The sequence below is a fragment of the Burkholderia cepacia complex sp. TUM26381 genome, from assembly GCF_057439935.1.
In genome coordinates, this window is the sequence record NZ_CM172006.1 from 1,161,908 (window position 1) to 1,177,863 (window position 15,956).

Below are 15,956 nucleotides of genomic sequence, written 5' to 3' on the forward strand. Positions count from 1 at the left end.
TGGCCGGTGGCGCGAGGGGGGCCCTGGGCGCGGGTTGCGCGTGTGGCGGGCGCCGGGCGGGAACGGCGCGGGCGCTTCAGCGGCGGGCCAGCGCGGCGAGTTCCTGCCAGGAGTTGGCATTGTAAAACGCACGCTCGTCGCGAAACTCGACTTCGACCGTCTTGTGGCGTGCGTACCACGCACGCACCTTGCGGTCGCCGGCCGCGAGCCGGGCCGCCAGATCGTCGGCCAGCGACGTGCGCAGCAGCGCGAACGTCGGCTGCGGCGAGCGCACCTGCTGCGCGTCGACGGTCACGGCCATCGCGATGTCGGCCTGCTGGGCGTCGAGCGCTGCGTGCAGCCGTGCGACGAGGTCGGCGGGCAGATACGGCGTGTCGCACGGCGAGCTCGCGACGAGCGGCGCGCGCGCCGCCCGCAGGCCGGCGAGCAGGCCCGCGAGCGGGCCGGGGAAGTCGGGCGTTTCGTCGGCGACGATGCGCGCGCCGAACGGCGCACCCAGCTCGGCATAGCGATCGGCGTGGCGATTCGCGCTGATCAGCGTCTCGTCGACCTGCGGCGACAACCGGCGCAGCACGTGCAGCGCGAGCGGCGTGTCGTCGAGCAGTTGCAGGCCCTTGTCGACACCATCCATGCGCGTGCCGCGCCCGCCTGCGAGCAGCAGGCCGGCGATCGACGGAGATGCGGAAGCGGGCATCGTACGAAGGCGAAAAGGGCGGCGCGCGTCAGCCGCCGATATAGGACATTTCGACGCGCTTGCCGGCGCCGTCGGGCAGGGCTTCGGCCGACGCGCTGCCCCGCAGCTGCGAATAACGGTCGGTACGGGCCTGCCAGATGCGCGCGATCGCGGTCGCGATTTCGGTATCGCTCGCGCCGCCGCGCACGAGCGCGCGCAGGTCGTGGCCGGTCGATGCGAACAGGCACAGGTACAGCTTGCCTTCGGTCGACAGCCGCGCACGCGTGCAGTCGCCGCAGAAGGCCTGGGTGACGCTCGAGATCACGCCGATCTCGCCGCTGCCGTCCGCATAGCCCCAGCGCTGTGCGGTTTCCGCCGCCGTGTGCGGCTCGAGTGGCACGAGCGGGAAATGTTCGGCGATCCGTGCGACGACGTCGGCCGACGGCAGCACCTCGGTCATGTTCCAGCCGTTCGACGTGCCGACGTCCATGTATTCGATGAAACGCAGGATCACGCCGGTGCCGCGGAAACGCTCGGCCATCGGCAGGATCTCGCTGACGTTGGTGCCGCGCTTCACGACCATGTTGACCTTGACCGGCGCGAGGCCCGCGGCCTGCGCGGCAAAGATGCCGTCGAGCACGTCGGCGCTCGCGAATTCGGCATCGTTCATGCGCTTGAACAGCGTGTCGTCGAGCGCGTCGAGGCTGACCGTCACGCGCGTGAGCCCGGCGTCCTTCAGCGCGCGCGCCTTGCGCGCGAGCAGCGAGCCATTGGTCGTCAGCGTCAGGTCGAGGGGGCGGCCGGCGTGCGTCGTCAGGCGCGCAAGGCGCTCGATCAGGAATTCGAGATTCTTGCGCAGCAGCGGCTCGCCACCCGTGATGCGGATCTTCTCGACGCCGTGTGCGACAAAAAGCCGCGCCACACGTTCGATTTCCTCGTGCGTGAGCAGCGCGCTGTGCGGCAGAAACGGGTAGTCCTTGTCGAAGACCGCACGCGGCATGCAGTACACGCAGCGGAAGTTGCAGCGGTCCGTCACCGAAATGCGGAGGTCGCGCAGCGGCCTGGCGAACGTGTCGGCCAGCGTGCCGTCAGGGGCATGCGCGACGCCGGAGACGTCCGGCATCCCGCTGACGTCGGCGAGAGGAATGATGCGTCGGGACATGGTGAATGAAGTGCGAACCGGACTTCTATTTTAGCCGCAAGCGGCCGGCTGGTCCGGTGGGCGGAAACCCGCAGCGCGGACATGAAAAAGCCCGCCGGGGGGCGGGCTTTTCCTGGTCAGGCGATGCGACTTAGTGATGCGTCGTTTCGACCTGCTGCATCGGGGCCGTATCGGCCGGCGGCAGCGTCTTGCGTTCGCGCGGCACGCGGGCTGCGCGCGGAAGTTGCGACGCGGCTTCCTGCGCAGCTGCGAACTTGTCGGCGTCCGTGTTCACCCAGACGAGGCCGGCTTGCTCCAGCACAACATCCAGGCTCGCCGAAGCGGGCGCGGCTGCCGATTGCGCGGGAGCCGGTGCCGGTGCTGCGACAGCCTCGACCGGTGCAGCTTCGACCGGTGCCGGCTCGACAGCCACCGGAGCGGCTTCGGTCGTCGCGGCCGGTGCGGCTTGCTCGACGGGTGCGGATTGCGGCGCCTCGACAGCGGCCGGGGCCGCCGCCGGGACTGCCGGCACTTCGAACGCGTCGGTCGGCGAAACCGCGACCGGTGCCGGGCCGCTTTCCACGACGGCCGGGGCGACCGGTGCCGGTTCTGCTGCCTGGACAGCGACGGCGGGCTCGACCGGGGCGGCCGGAGCGGCTTCGGCGTGTGCCGGTGCCGACTGGGCTTCGACCGCGACCGGGGCAGCATGCTGCTCGACGACGGCTTCCACGACGACGGCGCTTGCCACGGCTGCGACGACTGCCGGTGCGGCCGTGTGGGCCGGTTCGGCGGCAGCCGGTGCTGCCTGCGTCACAGTTTGCACGGCGGCTTCGTCATCCGCGCCTTGCTCGGCCTGGTCGACGATTGCGCCGTCTTCCTCGCGCTCGCGACGACCGCCGCGACGGCCGCGGCGGCGGCGGCGGCGTTCTTCGCCGTCACGCGCGCCGGCTTCCGAATCGGCTGCCAGCTCGGCGTCGGGCAGGGCCTCTGCAACGGCCTTGTCGTCTTCCGCTTCCGGGTGGTTTTCGCCACGGGTGACGGTTTCGAGCGTGGCCGCATGCTGAGTCGGCTTGCGGCGCTCGCGACGCTCGCCGCGTTCCTGGCGCTCGCCACGGCCGCCTGCCTCGACGCCTTCCGGCTGCTCGGCACGCTCGCGCGGCTCGCGGTTTTCGCGCGGCTCACGGCTTTCACGCGGCTCACGGCTTTCACGCGGCTCACGGCTTTCACGCGGCTCACGGCCTTCGCGCGGCTCGCGGCCTTCGCGCGGTTCGCGACCTTCGCGCGGGCCACGGCCCTCACGACCTTCGCGGTTTTCGCGACCTTCACGCGGTTCACGGCCTTCACGCAGTTCACGACCCTCGCGCGGCTCGCGGCCTTCACGCGGCTCGCGCACTTCCTTGCCTTCGCGCTCCTGGCGTTGCGGCTGGCCACGGCCTGCCGCTGTCTGGTCGCGGCCGCCTTGCGCCTGCTGCGTGCCGCCGCGACGGTTGCGGTTGCGATCGCCGCCGCGCTGCTCGGTCTTCTCGGTCCGCTCGCGGGCCGGGCGGGCTGCCTGCTCCTTCGCCGGTGCCGGAGCAACCGGTGCGGGCGCCGGTGCCGGCGACACGCCGAACAGGCCCTTCAGCCAGCCGATGAAGCCGCCGCTTGCCGCGGCGACAGGGGCGGGCGCGGCAACCGGTTCGACCGGGCGCTGCGGTGCCGGGCTCGGGGCCGGACGCTCGGGCGTGATGCCCTTGACCGCGGCTTCCTGCTTCGGCTTCACTTCTGCGGCGCGCTTGCTGTAGCCGGTTTCCGACTCGAGTTCGCGAGCGGCTTCCTCGGCCATCTTCCACGACGCGCGCGGATCGTCGAGGCGCGCATCGTCGTGACGCAGGCGCTCGAGCTTGTAGTGCGGCGTATCGAGGTGCTTGTTCGGGATCAGCACGATGCCGACCTTGAAGCGCGACTCGATCTTGTTGATTTCCTGACGCTTTTCGTTGAGCAGGAAGGCGGTCACCTCGACCGGCACCTGGCAGTGGATCGCCGCGGTGTTTTCCTTCATCGCTTCTTCCTGAATGATCCGCAGGACCTGCAGTGCGGACGATTCGGTGTCGCGGATGTGGCCGGTGCCGTTACAGCGCGGGCACGTCACGTGGCTGCCTTCCGACAGGGCCGGACGCAGGCGCTGGCGCGACAGTTCCATCAGGCCGAAGCGGGAGATCTTGCCCATCTGCACGCGCGCACGGTCGTGCTTGAGCGCGTCCTTCAGGCGTTGCTCGACTTCACGCTGGCTCTTGGCCGATTCCATGTCGATGAAATCGATCACGATCAGGCCGCCGAGGTCGCGCAGGCGCAGCTGGCGGGCGACTTCGTCGGCCGCTTCGAGGTTCGTGCGGGTCGCCGTTTCCTCGATGTCGGCGCCCTTGGTCGCGCGCGCCGAGTTCACGTCGATCGCGACGAGCGCTTCGGTGTGGTCGATCACGATCGCGCCGCCCGACGGCAGCGGCACCGTGCGCGAGTACGCGGTTTCGATCTGGTGCTCGATCTGGAAGCGCGAGAACAGCGGCACGTCGTCGTGGTAGCGCTTCACCTTTGCGACGTTGTCCGGCATCACGATGTCCATGAATGCGCGGGCCTGATCGTGGATTTCGTTCGTGTCGATCAGGATTTCGCCGATATCGGGCTGGAAATAGTCCCGGATCGCGCGGATCACGAGGCTCGATTCCAGGTAGATCAGCATCGGCTGGCCGGCATTGCCGCTTTGCGATGCCGCTTCGATCGCGCGCCACAGTTGCAGCAGGTAGTTCAGGTCCCACTGCAGTTCCTCGGCGCTGCGGCCGATGCCCGCGGTACGGGCGATCATGCTCATGCCGTCCGGAATCTGCAGCTGCGCCATCGTTTCACGCAGTTCCTGACGCTCGTCGCCTTCGATCCGGCGCGACACGCCGCCGCCGCGCGGATTGTTCGGCATCAGCACGAGGTAACGGCCGGCGAGCGAGATGAAGGTGGTGAGGGCGGCGCCCTTGTTGCCACGCTCTTCCTTCTCGACCTGGACGATCAGCTCCTGGCCTTCGCGCAGGGCATCCTGGATGCGCGCGGAGCGCATGTCGATGCCTTCCTTGAAGTACTGGCGGGCGACTTCCTTGAACGGCAGGAAGCCGTGGCGGTCTTCGCCGTAGTTGACGAAGCACGCTTCGAGCGACGGCTCGATGCGGGTGATGACACCTTTGTAGATATTGCCTTTGCGCTGTTCGCGCCCGGCTGTCTCGATGTCGATGTCGATGAGCTTTTGCCCATCGACGATGGCGACGCGCAGCTCCTCCTGCTGCGTCGCATTGAACAGCATGCGTTTCATGAACGACTCCAGGCGGCTCCGCTGCCGGCGCCTCGCGGTTGTCAGGCGCGAGGGCGGGAACGACGGCAGGCCGCACCTTGTTGTGTTGTCACAAGCACGCTGGAGCGGGAACGATGGCGGGGAGAATTGCCTGAAGAGGCGCTTGGGCCCGAAACATGGGGCCGGCGGCCATAGGGCACCTGCGAATACGGTTTCAAAGCACGGCGTTCACACACCGCACGCTGCAAAAGCGCGCTAAGCCTGAGTCCGGGCATTGCCACGGGCGCGCGCAATGCGTCGCGCGCACCGACGGGCGGCAGATGCTGCGGCTTGGGCCGCAGCGGGGAGTATCGAATCCAGCCCGACTTTCCCGCTTGGGGTGTACTTCCCTGGTTTGACGTCGCCAAGCCCCGCACGCTTCGCGGGACCAAATCGGGCGCAACGCCGTAATTTTCGCAACCGGCAGCCTGCGGACGCACCTCGCGCCGTCGGGCTGCCGATCAAATTCTTTTCAACCAACTTTCCGTTACCGCGGCGCCTTGCCGACCGAATCCGCCTGTGGGCGCGATCCTTGCCGACGGGCGGCGCCGTGCGTGCAACTTGCTGCATCTCTTTGATTAGGGGCGAGCAGCAGACCCCCGGCGCAAGTAAAATAACGGTTTCCGCTTGCGCCTTGCCCGACTCGGTCGGGGCCGGCCGGTCAGGCCACCCTCAACGTCAGGCTGGGCAAAATTATATTCAGTATGAATGAGTTAGGCAAAATATCCCAGAATTCAGTCGCAAGCGGCCAGGTATCGATGATCGAGATCGACGAAAACTCGGCCGGTCAGCGGATCGACAACTTCCTGTTGCGCGTCTGTAAAGGCGTGCCGAAAAGCCATATTTACCGGATCCTCCGCAGCGGCGAAGTGCGCGTGAACAAGGGTCGGATCGATGCGCAGTACCGCCTGGCCCTGGGCGACATCGTCCGCGTGCCGCCCGTGCGCGTGGCGGCGGCGGACCTCGCGCGCGCCGACACGCTCATCGTGCCGCCGGCCAATTTCGACGTGCTGTACGAGGACGACGCGATGCTCGTCATCGACAAACCGGCCGGCGTCGCCGTGCACGGCGGCAGCGGCGTCGCGTTCGGTGTGATCGAGCAGATGCGCCAGGCGCGCCCGCGCGCGAAATTCCTCGAACTCGTGCACCGGCTCGACCGCGAGACGTCCGGGGTCCTGATGCTCGCGAAGAAGCGCACGGCGCTGGTCGGCCTGCATGAGCAGATCCGCGAGAACCGGATGGACAAGCGCTACTTCGCGTGCGCGCACGGCGAATGGCAGCCCGACTGGGGCCGCCGCCGCGCGGTGAAGGCACCGCTGTTCAAGTATTCGACTCCGGAAGGGGAGCGCCGCGTGCGCGTGCAGGACGACGGGCTGCCGTCGCATACGGTGTTCAACCTCGTCGACCGCTGGTCCGACTATGTGCTCGTCGAAGCGGAACTCAAAACGGGTCGGACCCATCAGATCCGCGTGCACCTCGCGCATCTCGGCCTGCCGATCGCCGGCGACGCCAAGTATGGCGATTTCGCACTGAACAAGGCGCTGGCGCGTGCGAACGCGCAACCGTCGCTGAAGCGGATGTTCCTGCATGCGCACCGGCTGCGGCTTGCCCATCCGCTGACTGGCGAGGCGCTGCAGTTCGACGCGCCGCTGCCGGACGAATGCCGGCGCTTCCTCGATCAACTCAGCGCATTGCGCGATACCGCCTGAACCGCATGGCCCGACAGCAATTTGACCTGATCGTCTTCGACTGGGACGGCACGCTGATGGATTCGACTGCGCACATTGCGCACAGCATCCAGGCCGCATGCCGCGATCTCGGCCTGCCTACGCCGTCCGACGAGGCGTCGCGCTACGTGATCGGCCTCGGCCTGCGCGATGCGCTGCAGATTACCGCTCCGACCCTCGATCCATCCGAGTACTCGCGACTCGCCGAGCGCTACCGCTATCACTATCTGCTCGACGACCAGCGCATCGAGCTGTTCGCCGGCGTGCGGGAACTGCTCGCCGAGCTGCGCGATACGGGCTACCTGCTCGCGGTGGCGACCGGCAAGGGGCGGGTGGGGCTGAACCGCGTGCTCGACCAGTCGAAACTGACGAGCCTGTTCGATGCGACGCGCTGCGCGGACGAGACGTTCTCGAAACCGCACCCGGCGATGCTGCACGAGTTGTCGCGGGAATTGGGGCAGGACCTGGCGCGCACCGTGATGATCGGCGATACGACGCACGACCTGCAGATGGCCGCGAGCGCCGGTGCGGCGGGCGTCGGTGTCGCGTATGGCGCGCACACGGCCGATGCGCTGGCGGCGCTCGCGCCGCGCTTTGTTGCGCCCGATGTCGCGGCGCTGGCCGCATGGCTGCGGGAGCACGCATGAGCGCGGCGCCGGACGCCGTGCGCGTGTGCGCATCGGACGCGCTGAGCGACGGCGGCGCCGGCGTGCGCGTCGATGCGACGCTGCGCGGCGAGCAGGCCGTCGTGTTCTTCGTGCGCTACGACGGTCGTGCGTACGGCTACCTGAACCGCTGCGCGCACGTACCGATGGAGCTGGACTGGGCCGAAGGGCAGTTCTTCGAGTCGTCGGGCCTCTATCTGATGTGCGCAACGCACGGCGCGATCTATGCACCGGATACCGGCAAATGCGTCGGCGGCCCGTGCCGCGGCGGCCGTCTGCGGCCGGTCGAGGTCGACGAACGCGACACGCCCGACGGCCGTGCGGTATTCTGGGTGCCCGATGCCGACCTGCATCCCGCCACTCCCGCCACGACCGACTGACGACACCACTGCATGGCCGACCAACCGAATTCCCCGGAATCCTCCTCCCGTCCCGACAGCCGTGAACCGAACTGGGAGCGCGCGGCGCTCGAGCGGATCGCGCTCGCGGCCGTCAAGGAACAGCGCGCGGCACGGCGCTGGAAAATCTTCTTCCGCTTCGCGTTCCTCGGCGTGTTCGTGCTGTTCGCATTCGCGCTGATCGATTTCTCGAGCGATTCGAAATTCTCGTCGAGTGGGCGGCATACCGCGCTCGTGACGATCGACGGCGAGATCGCGGCCGGCGTCAATGCGAATGCCGACGACATCAACACGGCGCTCGACGCCGCATTCGACGACGACGGTACCGCCGGCGTCGTGCTGCGGATCAACAGCCCGGGCGGCAGCCCCGTGCAGGCCGGCATGGTCTACGACGAGATCCGGCGGCTGCGTGCGAAGCACCCGGACAAGCCGCTGTACGTCGTCGTGACCGACATGTGCGCTTCGGGCGGCTATTACATCGCGGCCGCGGCCGACAAGATCTTCGTCGACAAGGCGAGCATCGTCGGGTCGATCGGCGTGCTGATGGACGGTTTCGGCTTTACCGGCCTGATGGGCAAGCTCGGCGTCGAGCGCCGCCTGCATACGTCGGGCGAGAACAAGGGCTTCTACGATCCGTTCTCGCCGGAAACGCCGAAGATGGATGCGCATGCGCAGGCGCTGCTCGACCAGGTGCACGCGCAGTTCATCAAGGCCGTGAAGGATGGCCGCGGCAAGCGGCTGCACGAGACGCCCGACATGTTCTCGGGCCTGTTCTGGACCGGTGAGAAGAGCGTCGAGCTCGGGCTCGCCGACGGCTACGGCACGACCGACACGGTGGCGCGCGACGTGCTGAAGGCGCCTGATCTCGTCGACTACACGGTGAAGGAAAGCCTGACGAACCGTGTCGCCCGCAAGTTTGGCGCGGCCGTCGGCGGCGCCGCAATGAAGGCGCTGACGGCCGGCGGCGCATCGGTCAGCCTGCGCTGACTGGCCGGCGGCGGGCCGCAACGGCCCGCCCCGAGTCACTAGTTCATCGGCCGCGGCTTCAGTTCGCGAGCAGCAGGAAGATTGCGGGGCGCTTGTGCAGATTCGGCGCAGGCGCCTTTTTCCAGTCGGTCACGGTGCGGCTCGCGATCGTCTCGGTCGCGAGGGTCAGATCGGCCGCGACGCAGATCTGCGTCGACGGCGCGCAGGTCGCGACCAGCGTGTCGAGCATCGCCTGATTCCGGTACGGCGTTTCGATGAAGATCTGCGTCTGGCGCGCCTTGCGTGACAGTTGCTCAAGTTCGCGCAGGCGTTTCGCGCGCGCGGCCGCATCGACCGGCAGGTAGCCGTTGAACGCAAAGCTCTGGCCGTTCAGGCCCGACGCCATCAGCGCGAGCAGGATCGAACTCGGCCCGACGAGCGGCACGACCTTCACGCCGCGCTCGTGTGCGCGGCGCACCAGCAGCGCGCCGGGATCGGCGACGGCCGGGCAGCCGGCCTCCGACACGAGGCCGGCGTCCGCGCCGGCCAGTATCGGCGCGAGCAGCCGGTCGATGGCGCCGGCCGGCGTATTGACGTTCAGTTCGCTGATCTCGATTTCCTGGATCGGGCGCGTCGTGCCGATCTTCTTCAGAAACGCGCGCGTCGTCTTCGCGTTCTCGCCGATGTAGTAGCCGAGCGTGCCGGCGCGAGCCTGAACGGCCGCGGGCAGCACGGCGGCGAGCATCGATTCGTCGCCTTCGCCGAGCGTGTTCGGGACGAGGTAAAGCGTGCCGGCGGTCATGCGCGGTCTCCACGGGTGGTTGCAAACAGCGGGTATTCGGCGGCGCGCAGCATCCGCGTGAGCGCGATCAGCGGCAGGCCGACGAGTGCGGTCGGGTCGTCGGAGTCGATCGCGTCGAGCAGCGCGATGCCGAGCCCCTCGGATTTCGCGCTGCCGGCGACGTCGTACGGCGTTTCCGCGCGCAGGTAGGCGTCGAGTTCGGCCTCGGGCAGCGAGCGGAAGCGCACGTGCGTGACGACGTCCTCGACCTGGGCTTCGTCCGTGCGGCTGTCGTACAGGCACAGCGCGCTATGAAATTCGACTTCGCGGCCCTGCATCGACACGAGCTGCGCGAGCGCGCGCTCATGCGTGCCGGGCTTGCCGATCTGCAGGCCGTCGAAGGTCGCGACCTGGTCCGACCCGATCACGAGCACGCCGTCCGGCGCGTCGAGCGTCGCGGCCACCGCGCGCGCTTTCGCGCCGGCGAGGCGCAGCGCGGTCGCGGCCGGCGTTTCGCCGGCAAGCGGGGTTTCGTCGAGGTCGGGCGACAGGACGTCGAACGGCACGCCGAGGCGCTCGAGGAGCGCGCGGCGGTAACGGGAACTGGAGGCGAGAATCAGCCGCGGCGGGCGGCAAACGGTATCCGGCATGGTCGGTTGGATCGGTGAGTCGTCAGGTGTGGCGCGGCGTTGCGCGGACGCAAGCTTAAGTGATTGACCGCAAAAGGTAAAACAGGTATGCTTTCCCGCTTTTCGTCGGCAGGCTTTCGTTGTGGTGGCGCCTGCCGGGTCTTCGGAAGTAAAGTACGTCATCCGCGGATGAGCCGTACGCGAGCGGTAGCAAGCCGGATTCGCAAGTCAGCCTGTAGGCAGGAGCGCACATGAACACTTCTTCTGGCAAACCTGCGGCGGCGCTTGATCCGCACGCGGTCGACCTGTTCGAGTTCGCCCGCAGCGGGCGGCAGGCAGCAGGAGCGGTGCACCTCTCGCAACTGCCGCGCATGTTAAACGAAGTGCCGGCGGACGCGCCAGATCGCGACACGGTCTTCACTTGGCAGGCGGAAGGGTTCACGCAGAAGGAGTTGCAGGACGACGGCGCCGATGGGCAGCAACCGTACCTGCGCCTCGCGGTGCATGGCCATGCGTGGCTCACGTGCCAGCGTTGCATGACCCCGTACGACCAGGCGTTCGGCGTCGACATGACGTACCGGGTCGTCGCGACCGAAGAAGAAGCTGAAGAATTTCCGCTCGACGACGATGAAGCCGATGTGATCGTGGGCTCACGCCAGTTCGATCTCGTCGACTTGATCGAAGAGGAATTGCTGCTTTCGTTGCCGCTCGTGCCCAAGCACGAGGTTTGCCCGGCAGTTCACGAAAGCCTCGTGTCGGGTGCGAGCGGTCCCGCGGAAGAGACGGACGAGGAGTCCGACGAAGCCGGGGACGAAGGCAAACGGCCGAATCCGTTCGCAGCGCTGGAAGCGTTGAAGAAGGACGGTGACGGCACCAAGAAACACTAAGCAGTTGTGGCGCGGGAAGGCGTAAGGGCTTTGGGCCAGGGTAGTTAAGCGCCGGATCGGGCTGTGTTAGAATCCGGAAAATTATTTAGGAGTTAGTCATGGCAGTCCAGCAAAACAAGAAGTCGCCGTCGAAGCGCGGCATGCATCGTTCGCACGATTTCCTGACGGCAGCGCCGCTGGCAGTCGAGCCGAGCACGGGTGAAGTGCATCTGCGTCACCACGTCAGCCCGAACGGCTACTATCGCGGCAAGAAAGTCGTCAAGACGAAGAACGACTAAGCGTCAAGTCACGCGTTGCGCGCTACGTTCGCCGTTCGCGTGACAACTGGTTCGCTTGACACTTTCCTGGCGCAACAAAAAGGCGGCATTCAACTGCCGCTTTTTTGTGCCTGAAATTCGTCGCATTCCATGACCGTAAAGCTCACTATCGATTGCATGGGAGGCGACCACGGCCCGTCCGTGACCGTTCCCGCGGCAGTCAAGTTCGTCCGCGCGCATCCCGATGCGCACCTGATGCTCGTCGGCATCGAAAGCGCGATCCGCGCTCAGCTGAAGAAGCTGAAAGCCCTCGACGATCCCGCGCTGACCATCGTTCCCGCCACCGAAGTCGTGGCGATGGACGACCCTGTCGAAGTGGCGCTGCGCAAGAAGAAGGATTCTTCGATGCGCGTCGCGCTCAACCACGTCAAGGAAGGCGCGGCGCAGGCCTGTATCTCCGCCGGCAACACCGGCGCGCTGATGGCCGTTTCCCGTTACGTACTCAAGACGCTGCCCGGCATCGAGCGGCCCGCGATTGCGTTCGCACTGCCGAACCCGACCGGCTACACGATGATGCTGGACCTCGGCGCGAACGTCGACTGCGAACCGCAGCACCTGCTGCAGTTCGCGGAGATGGGGCACGCGCTCGTGGCCGCGCTCGAAGGCAAGGAACGCCCGACGATCGGCCTGCTGAACATCGGCGAAGAGGTCATCAAGGGCAACGAGACGATCAAGCGCGCAGGCGAACTGCTGCGCGCCAGCACGCTCAATTTCCGCGGCAACGTGGAAGGCAACGACATCTACAAGGGCACCGTCGACGTGATCGTGTGCGACGGCTTCGTCGGCAACGTCGCGCTGAAGACGTCGGAGGGGCTGGCACAGATGCTGTCCGACATCATCCGCGAGGAGTTCGGCCGTTCGCTGATGTCGAAGCTGATGGCGCTGCTCGCGCTGCCGGTGCTGATGCGTTTCAAGAAGCGCGTCGACCACCGCCAGTACAACGGCGCAGCGTTGCTGGGGCTGAAGAGTCTCGTGATCAAGAGCCATGGTTCGGCCGACGCCTACGCGTTTGAGTGGGCGATCAAACGCGGGTATGATGCCGTCAAAAACGGCGTGCTGGAGCGCCTCGCGCGCGCGATGGCGGATAATTCAGTGTCGCTCGGCGACGGCGAACACGACGCGGGCGGCGCGGGCCAAGCAAGCCCGGCCGCAGGCCATCACGCCGAACCTTCCGCTGCGCAATCCTCTAAAGCATAAATGGCCCAATCGACTCTCTATTCCCGCGTGCTCGGCACGGGCAGCTACCTGCCGCCCGACCGCGTCACGAACCAGCAGTTGACCGATCGTCTTGCGAAGGAAGGCATCGAGACGAGCGATGAGTGGATCGTTGCGCGCACGGGCATCCATGCGCGCCATTTCGCCGCACCGGACGTCACGACGAGCGATCTCGCGCTCGAGGCGTCGCGTCGGGCGATCGAAGCAGCCGGTGTCGATCCGCAGTCGATCGACCTGATCATCGTCGCGACTTCGACCCCCGATTTCGTGTTCCCGAGTACCGCGTGCCTGCTGCAGAACAAGCTCGGCATCAAGAACGGCGGCGCGGCATTCGACGTGCAGGCCGTGTGTTCGGGCTTCGCCTATGCAATGGCGACGGCCGACAGCTTCATCCGCAGCGGCCAGCACCGTACGGCGCTCGTGGTCGGCGCGGAGACGTTCTCGCGCATTCTCGACTTCAAGGACCGCACGACCTGCGTGCTGTTCGGCGACGGCGCGGGCGCGGTGATCCTGTCCGCATCGGAAGAGCCGGGCGTGCTCGGCAGCGCGCTGCACGCGGACGGCAGCTATTCGCACATCCTCTGCACGCCGGGTAACGTCAACCGCGGCGTGATCGAGGGCAGCGCGTTCCTGTACATGGACGGGCAGGCCGTGTTCAAGCTCGCGGTCAACGTGCTCGAAAAGGTCGCGATCGAGGCGCTCGCGAAGGCGAATCTCGCGCCCGAGCAGATCGACTGGCTGATCCCGCACCAGGCCAACATCCGCATCATGACCAGCACCTGCCGCAAGCTCGGCCTGCCGCAGGAGCGCATGGTCGTGACGGTCGACCAGCACGGCAACACGTCGGCCGCGTCGATCCCGCTGGCGCTCGACACCGCGGTGCGCGACGGTCGCATCCAGCGTGGCCAGCACGTGCTGATCGAAGGCGTCGGCGGCGGCTTCACCTGGGGCGCGTCGGTCTTCCGCTTCTGATCCGCGGCGCGCGACAAGCTGCGCGCGGATCCCATCGGCGCGCCGTTCGTGCGCGCCGTCCGAATCGATTCAATTGGGGACGATATGAAATTTGCATTCGTTTTTCCGGGGCAGGGCTCGCAGGCGATCGGCATGCTCAACGCATTCGCCGATCTGGCCGTCGTGCGCGAGACGCTCCAGGAGGCGTCCGATGCACTCAATCAGGACCTCGGCAAGCTGATCGCCGAAGGCCCGGCCGAAGAGCTGAACCTCACCGCCAATACGCAGCCCGTGATGCTGACCGCCGCCTACGCGTGCTACCGCGCGTGGCAGCAGGCTGGCGGCCCGGCGCCGTTGATCGTCGCCGGCCACAGCCTCGGTGAATACACGGCGCTCGTCGCCGCGGGTGCGCTCGCGTTCAAGGACGCGGTCCCGCTCGTGCGCTTTCGCGCGCAGGCGATGCAGACGGCCGTGCCGGTCGGCCAGGGCGGCATGGCCGCGATCCTGGGCCTCGACGACGACACGGTGCGCGCGGTGTGCGCCGAAGCCGCGGAAGCGGGCGTCGTCGAAGCGGTGAACTTCAATGCGCCCGCGCAGGTCGTGATCGCAGGCAGCAAGGCCGCGGTCGAAAAGGCGTGCGAGATTGCGAAGGCGAAGGGCGCGAAGCGCGCGCTGCCGCTGCCGGTATCGGCGCCGTTCCATTCGTCGCTGCTCAAGCCGGCGTCGGATCGACTGCGTGACTATCTCGCGAACGTCGACGTCAAGGCGCCGCAGATTCCGGTCGTCAACAACATCGACGTGGCCGTGGTCAGCGATCCGGCTGCGATCAAGGACGCGCTGGTACGCCAGGCCGCGGGCCCGGTGCGTTGGGTCGAGTGCGTGCAGCACATCGCCGGCACCGGCGTCACGCACGTGATCGAATGCGGTCCGGGCAAGGTACTCACCGGCCTGACGAAACGCATCGACGGCAACCTGACGGGTGCGTCGGTGTTCGATCCGGCGTCGCTTGACGAAGCCCTCAAGCTGGTGACCGCCTGACGCGGCGCCTTTTTTCAAGAGACGGATATTCGATTCATGGAAAAGACTCTCGATAAACAGGTCGCGATCGTGACCGGCGCGTCGCGCGGCATCGGCCGTTCGATCGCGCTCGAACTCGCGCGCCTGGGCGCGACGGTGATCGGCACGGCAACGAGCGAATCGGGCGCCGCCGCGATCACCGCTGCATTCGCGGAAGCGGGCGTCCCGGGCCGCGGCGCGGTGCTGAACGTCAACGATGCGGCTGCCGCCGAGGCACTGATCGATGCGACCGTGAAGGAGTTCGGCGCGCTGAACGTGCTCGTCAACAACGCAGGCATCACGCAGGACCAGCTCGCGATGCGGATGAAGGACGAGGACTGGGACGCGGTGATCGACACCAACCTGAAGTCGGTGTTCCGCCTGTCGCGCGCGGTGCTGCGCCCGATGATGAAGGCACGCGGCGGCCGTATCATCAACATCACGTCGGTGGTCGGCTCGGCCGGCAACCCGGGTCAGGTCAACTACGCGGCCGCGAAGGCCGGCGTGGCGGGCATGACGCGTGCGCTCGCGCGCGAGATCGGCAGCCGCGGCATCACCGTGAACTGCGTTGCGCCGGGCTTCATCGATACCGACATGACGAAGACGCTGCCGGAAGAACAGCAGGCCGCGCTCAAGACCCAGATTCCGCTCGGCCGCCTCGGCAGCCCGGAAGACATCGCCCATGCCGTCGCGTTCCTCGCATCGCCGCAGGCCGGTTATATCACCGGCACGACGCTGCACGTGAACGGCGGCATGTACATGTCGTAACGGTTTTCGTTTACCATCCGCGCCGTATCCCGTTTTTCAGTCGGATCGGCGCTTGATCGACCATCAAGCCAACGCGCGTTTTGGCGTCAGCAAACCTGATAAAATGCGCGCACTTGTAATTCTGAACTTTCCCTCGGAGGGGTAATGGACAACATCGAACAACGTGTCAAGAAGATCGTCGCTGAACAACTGGGCGTTGCGGAAGCCGAGATCAAGAACGAAGCTTCGTTCGTGAACGACCTGGGCGCCGATTCGCTCGACACGGTCGAACTGGTGATGGCTCTGGAAGACGAGTTCGGCATGGAAATCCCGGACGAAGAAGCAGAGAAGATCACGACCGTTCAGCAAGCGATCGACTACGCTCGCGCAAACGTCAAGGCGTAAGCGCCTTTCGCGCTTGTCCGCCACGTCGCCGCGATCTTCGCGATTG

The 15,956-nt window shown here is 67.0% G+C and carries 16 protein-coding genes; 11 read left to right on the forward strand and 5 right to left on the reverse strand.

Going from position 1 to position 15,956, the window contains the following annotated elements; translation table 11 throughout:
* Window positions 1–76: 76 nt before the first annotated feature.
* The 3 genes from mobA to ACWMMN_RS05595 all read right to left on the reverse strand — a co-directional run bounded on the left by mobA (window position 77) and on the right by ACWMMN_RS05595 (window position 5,148).
* A complete protein-coding gene (gene mobA / locus ACWMMN_RS05585) occupies window positions 77–694 on the reverse strand; it encodes a molybdenum cofactor guanylyltransferase MobA (protein WP_174993490.1) in 618 nt (205 codons plus the stop codon).
* A 28-nt stretch (window positions 695–722) separates the two neighbouring features.
* Window positions 723–1,835 carry a GTP 3',8-cyclase MoaA gene (gene moaA, locus ACWMMN_RS05590; RefSeq protein ID WP_486423074.1) on the reverse strand — a complete coding sequence of 371 codons (1,113 nt, stop codon included), beginning with the start codon at window positions 1,833–1,835 and terminating at the stop codon, window positions 723–725.
* 130 nt (window positions 1,836–1,965) lie between these two features.
* Window positions 1,966–5,148, reverse strand: a complete 3,183-nt coding sequence (locus ACWMMN_RS05595) for an Rne/Rng family ribonuclease (protein WP_486423075.1) — start codon at window positions 5,146–5,148, stop codon at window positions 1,966–1,968.
* Window positions 5,149–5,870: 722 nt separating this feature from the next.
* Between ACWMMN_RS05595 and ACWMMN_RS05600 the strand changes: the two genes are divergently transcribed.
* From ACWMMN_RS05600 to ACWMMN_RS05615, 4 genes are read left to right on the forward strand one after another with little or no spacing between them, the layout of a single operon-like run.
* The gene (locus ACWMMN_RS05600) at window positions 5,871–6,875 is read left to right on the forward strand and encodes an RluA family pseudouridine synthase (protein ID WP_059235388.1); all 1,005 of its coding nucleotides are present in this window, start codon (window positions 5,871–5,873) and stop codon (window positions 6,873–6,875) included.
* A 5-nt stretch (window positions 6,876–6,880) separates the two neighbouring features.
* Complete coding sequence (locus ACWMMN_RS05605) at window positions 6,881–7,540, forward strand: HAD-IA family hydrolase (protein WP_059235386.1); 660 nt, start codon at window positions 6,881–6,883, stop codon at window positions 7,538–7,540.
* Window positions 7,537–7,938 carry a Rieske (2Fe-2S) protein gene (locus tag ACWMMN_RS05610; protein ID WP_059235383.1) on the forward strand — a complete coding sequence of 134 codons (402 nt, stop codon included), beginning with the start codon at window positions 7,537–7,539 and terminating at the stop codon, window positions 7,936–7,938. The genes ACWMMN_RS05605 and ACWMMN_RS05610 overlap by 4 nt, the downstream gene beginning before the upstream one ends.
* A gap of 12 nt (window positions 7,939–7,950) precedes the next feature.
* On the forward strand, window positions 7,951–8,943 hold the full coding sequence (locus tag ACWMMN_RS05615) for a S49 family peptidase (RefSeq protein WP_059235382.1): 993 nt from the start codon (window positions 7,951–7,953) through the stop codon (window positions 8,941–8,943).
* A gap of 58 nt (window positions 8,944–9,001) precedes the next feature.
* On the opposite strand, the gene ACWMMN_RS05620 is transcribed toward ACWMMN_RS05615, so the two are convergent.
* Together ACWMMN_RS05620 and ACWMMN_RS05625 are read right to left on the reverse strand one after the other, a co-directional pair.
* Window positions 9,002–9,724: an SAM-dependent methyltransferase gene (locus ACWMMN_RS05620; RefSeq protein WP_059235380.1), complete on the reverse strand. Its 723-nt coding sequence runs from the start codon at window positions 9,722–9,724 to the stop codon at window positions 9,002–9,004.
* Window positions 9,721–10,353, reverse strand: coding sequence for a Maf-like protein (locus tag ACWMMN_RS05625; RefSeq protein ID WP_059235378.1), 633 nt, complete (start codon window positions 10,351–10,353; stop codon window positions 9,721–9,723). The genes ACWMMN_RS05620 and ACWMMN_RS05625 overlap by 4 nt, the downstream gene beginning before the upstream one ends.
* A gap of 230 nt (window positions 10,354–10,583) precedes the next feature.
* Here ACWMMN_RS05625 and ACWMMN_RS05630 point away from each other — a divergent pair, with 230 nt between their 5' ends.
* The 7 genes from ACWMMN_RS05630 to acpP all read left to right on the forward strand — a co-directional run bounded on the left by ACWMMN_RS05630 (window position 10,584) and on the right by acpP (window position 15,910).
* Window positions 10,584–11,219, forward strand: coding sequence for a DUF177 domain-containing protein (locus tag ACWMMN_RS05630; RefSeq protein WP_059235376.1), 636 nt, complete (start codon window positions 10,584–10,586; stop codon window positions 11,217–11,219).
* A 98-nt stretch (window positions 11,220–11,317) separates the two neighbouring features.
* On the forward strand, window positions 11,318–11,497 hold the full coding sequence (gene rpmF, locus ACWMMN_RS05635; RefSeq protein ID WP_006051932.1) for a 50S ribosomal protein L32: 180 nt from the start codon (window positions 11,318–11,320) through the stop codon (window positions 11,495–11,497).
* Between the two features lie 129 nt (window positions 11,498–11,626).
* Window positions 11,627–12,733: a phosphate acyltransferase PlsX gene (gene plsX / locus ACWMMN_RS05640; RefSeq protein ID WP_006476507.1), complete on the forward strand. Its 1,107-nt coding sequence runs from the start codon at window positions 11,627–11,629 to the stop codon at window positions 12,731–12,733.
* Window positions 12,734–13,723, forward strand: coding sequence for a beta-ketoacyl-ACP synthase III (locus ACWMMN_RS05645; protein WP_034186497.1), 990 nt, complete (start codon window positions 12,734–12,736; stop codon window positions 13,721–13,723). It abuts the gene before it with no gap.
* Window positions 13,724–13,807: 84 nt separating this feature from the next.
* A complete protein-coding gene (fabD, locus tag ACWMMN_RS05650; RefSeq protein ID WP_486423076.1) occupies window positions 13,808–14,740 on the forward strand; it encodes an ACP S-malonyltransferase in 933 nt (310 codons plus the stop codon).
* Window positions 14,741–14,776: 36 nt separating this feature from the next.
* Entirely contained in the window at window positions 14,777–15,526 is a 750-nt protein-coding gene (gene fabG / locus ACWMMN_RS05655) for a 3-oxoacyl-ACP reductase FabG (RefSeq protein ID WP_486423077.1), read from the forward strand.
* 144 nt (window positions 15,527–15,670) lie between these two features.
* Entirely contained in the window at window positions 15,671–15,910 is a 240-nt protein-coding gene (gene acpP / locus ACWMMN_RS05660) for an acyl carrier protein (protein ID WP_004197638.1), read from the forward strand.
* The last annotated feature ends 46 nt before the right edge of the window (window positions 15,911–15,956 follow it).

What these genes read in the sequence shown, in the direction of transcription:
- plsX (WP_006476507.1), top strand. Translation starts at nt 11,627, where the DNA reads ATGACCGTAAAGCTCACTATCGATTGCATGGGAGGCGACCACGGCCCG.
- moaA (WP_486423074.1), bottom strand. Translation starts at nt 1,835, where the DNA reads ATGTCCCGACGCATCATTCCTCTCGCCGACGTCAGCGGGATGCCGGAC.
- ACWMMN_RS05645 (WP_034186497.1), top strand. Translation starts at nt 12,734, where the DNA reads ATGGCCCAATCGACTCTCTATTCCCGCGTGCTCGGCACGGGCAGCTAC.
- acpP (WP_004197638.1), top strand. Translation starts at nt 15,671, where the DNA reads ATGGACAACATCGAACAACGTGTCAAGAAGATCGTCGCTGAACAACTG.
- mobA (WP_174993490.1), bottom strand. Translation starts at nt 694, where the DNA reads ATGCCCGCTTCCGCATCTCCGTCGATCGCCGGCCTGCTGCTCGCAGGC.
- ACWMMN_RS05595 (WP_486423075.1), bottom strand. Translation starts at nt 5,148, where the DNA reads ATGAAACGCATGCTGTTCAATGCGACGCAGCAGGAGGAGCTGCGCGTC.
- ACWMMN_RS05605 (WP_059235386.1), top strand. Translation starts at nt 6,881, where the DNA reads ATGGCCCGACAGCAATTTGACCTGATCGTCTTCGACTGGGACGGCACG.
- ACWMMN_RS05625 (WP_059235378.1), bottom strand. Translation starts at nt 10,353, where the DNA reads ATGCCGGATACCGTTTGCCGCCCGCCGCGGCTGATTCTCGCCTCCAGT.
- fabD (WP_486423076.1), top strand. Translation starts at nt 13,808, where the DNA reads ATGAAATTTGCATTCGTTTTTCCGGGGCAGGGCTCGCAGGCGATCGGC.
- ACWMMN_RS05630 (WP_059235376.1), top strand. Translation starts at nt 10,584, where the DNA reads ATGAACACTTCTTCTGGCAAACCTGCGGCGGCGCTTGATCCGCACGCG.
- ACWMMN_RS05600 (WP_059235388.1), top strand. Translation starts at nt 5,871, where the DNA reads ATGAATGAGTTAGGCAAAATATCCCAGAATTCAGTCGCAAGCGGCCAG.
- ACWMMN_RS05620 (WP_059235380.1), bottom strand. Translation starts at nt 9,724, where the DNA reads ATGACCGCCGGCACGCTTTACCTCGTCCCGAACACGCTCGGCGAAGGC.
- ACWMMN_RS05615 (WP_059235382.1), top strand. Translation starts at nt 7,951, where the DNA reads ATGGCCGACCAACCGAATTCCCCGGAATCCTCCTCCCGTCCCGACAGC.
- fabG (WP_486423077.1), top strand. Translation starts at nt 14,777, where the DNA reads ATGGAAAAGACTCTCGATAAACAGGTCGCGATCGTGACCGGCGCGTCG.
- ACWMMN_RS05610 (WP_059235383.1), top strand. Translation starts at nt 7,537, where the DNA reads ATGAGCGCGGCGCCGGACGCCGTGCGCGTGTGCGCATCGGACGCGCTG.
- rpmF (WP_006051932.1), top strand. Translation starts at nt 11,318, where the DNA reads ATGGCAGTCCAGCAAAACAAGAAGTCGCCGTCGAAGCGCGGCATGCAT.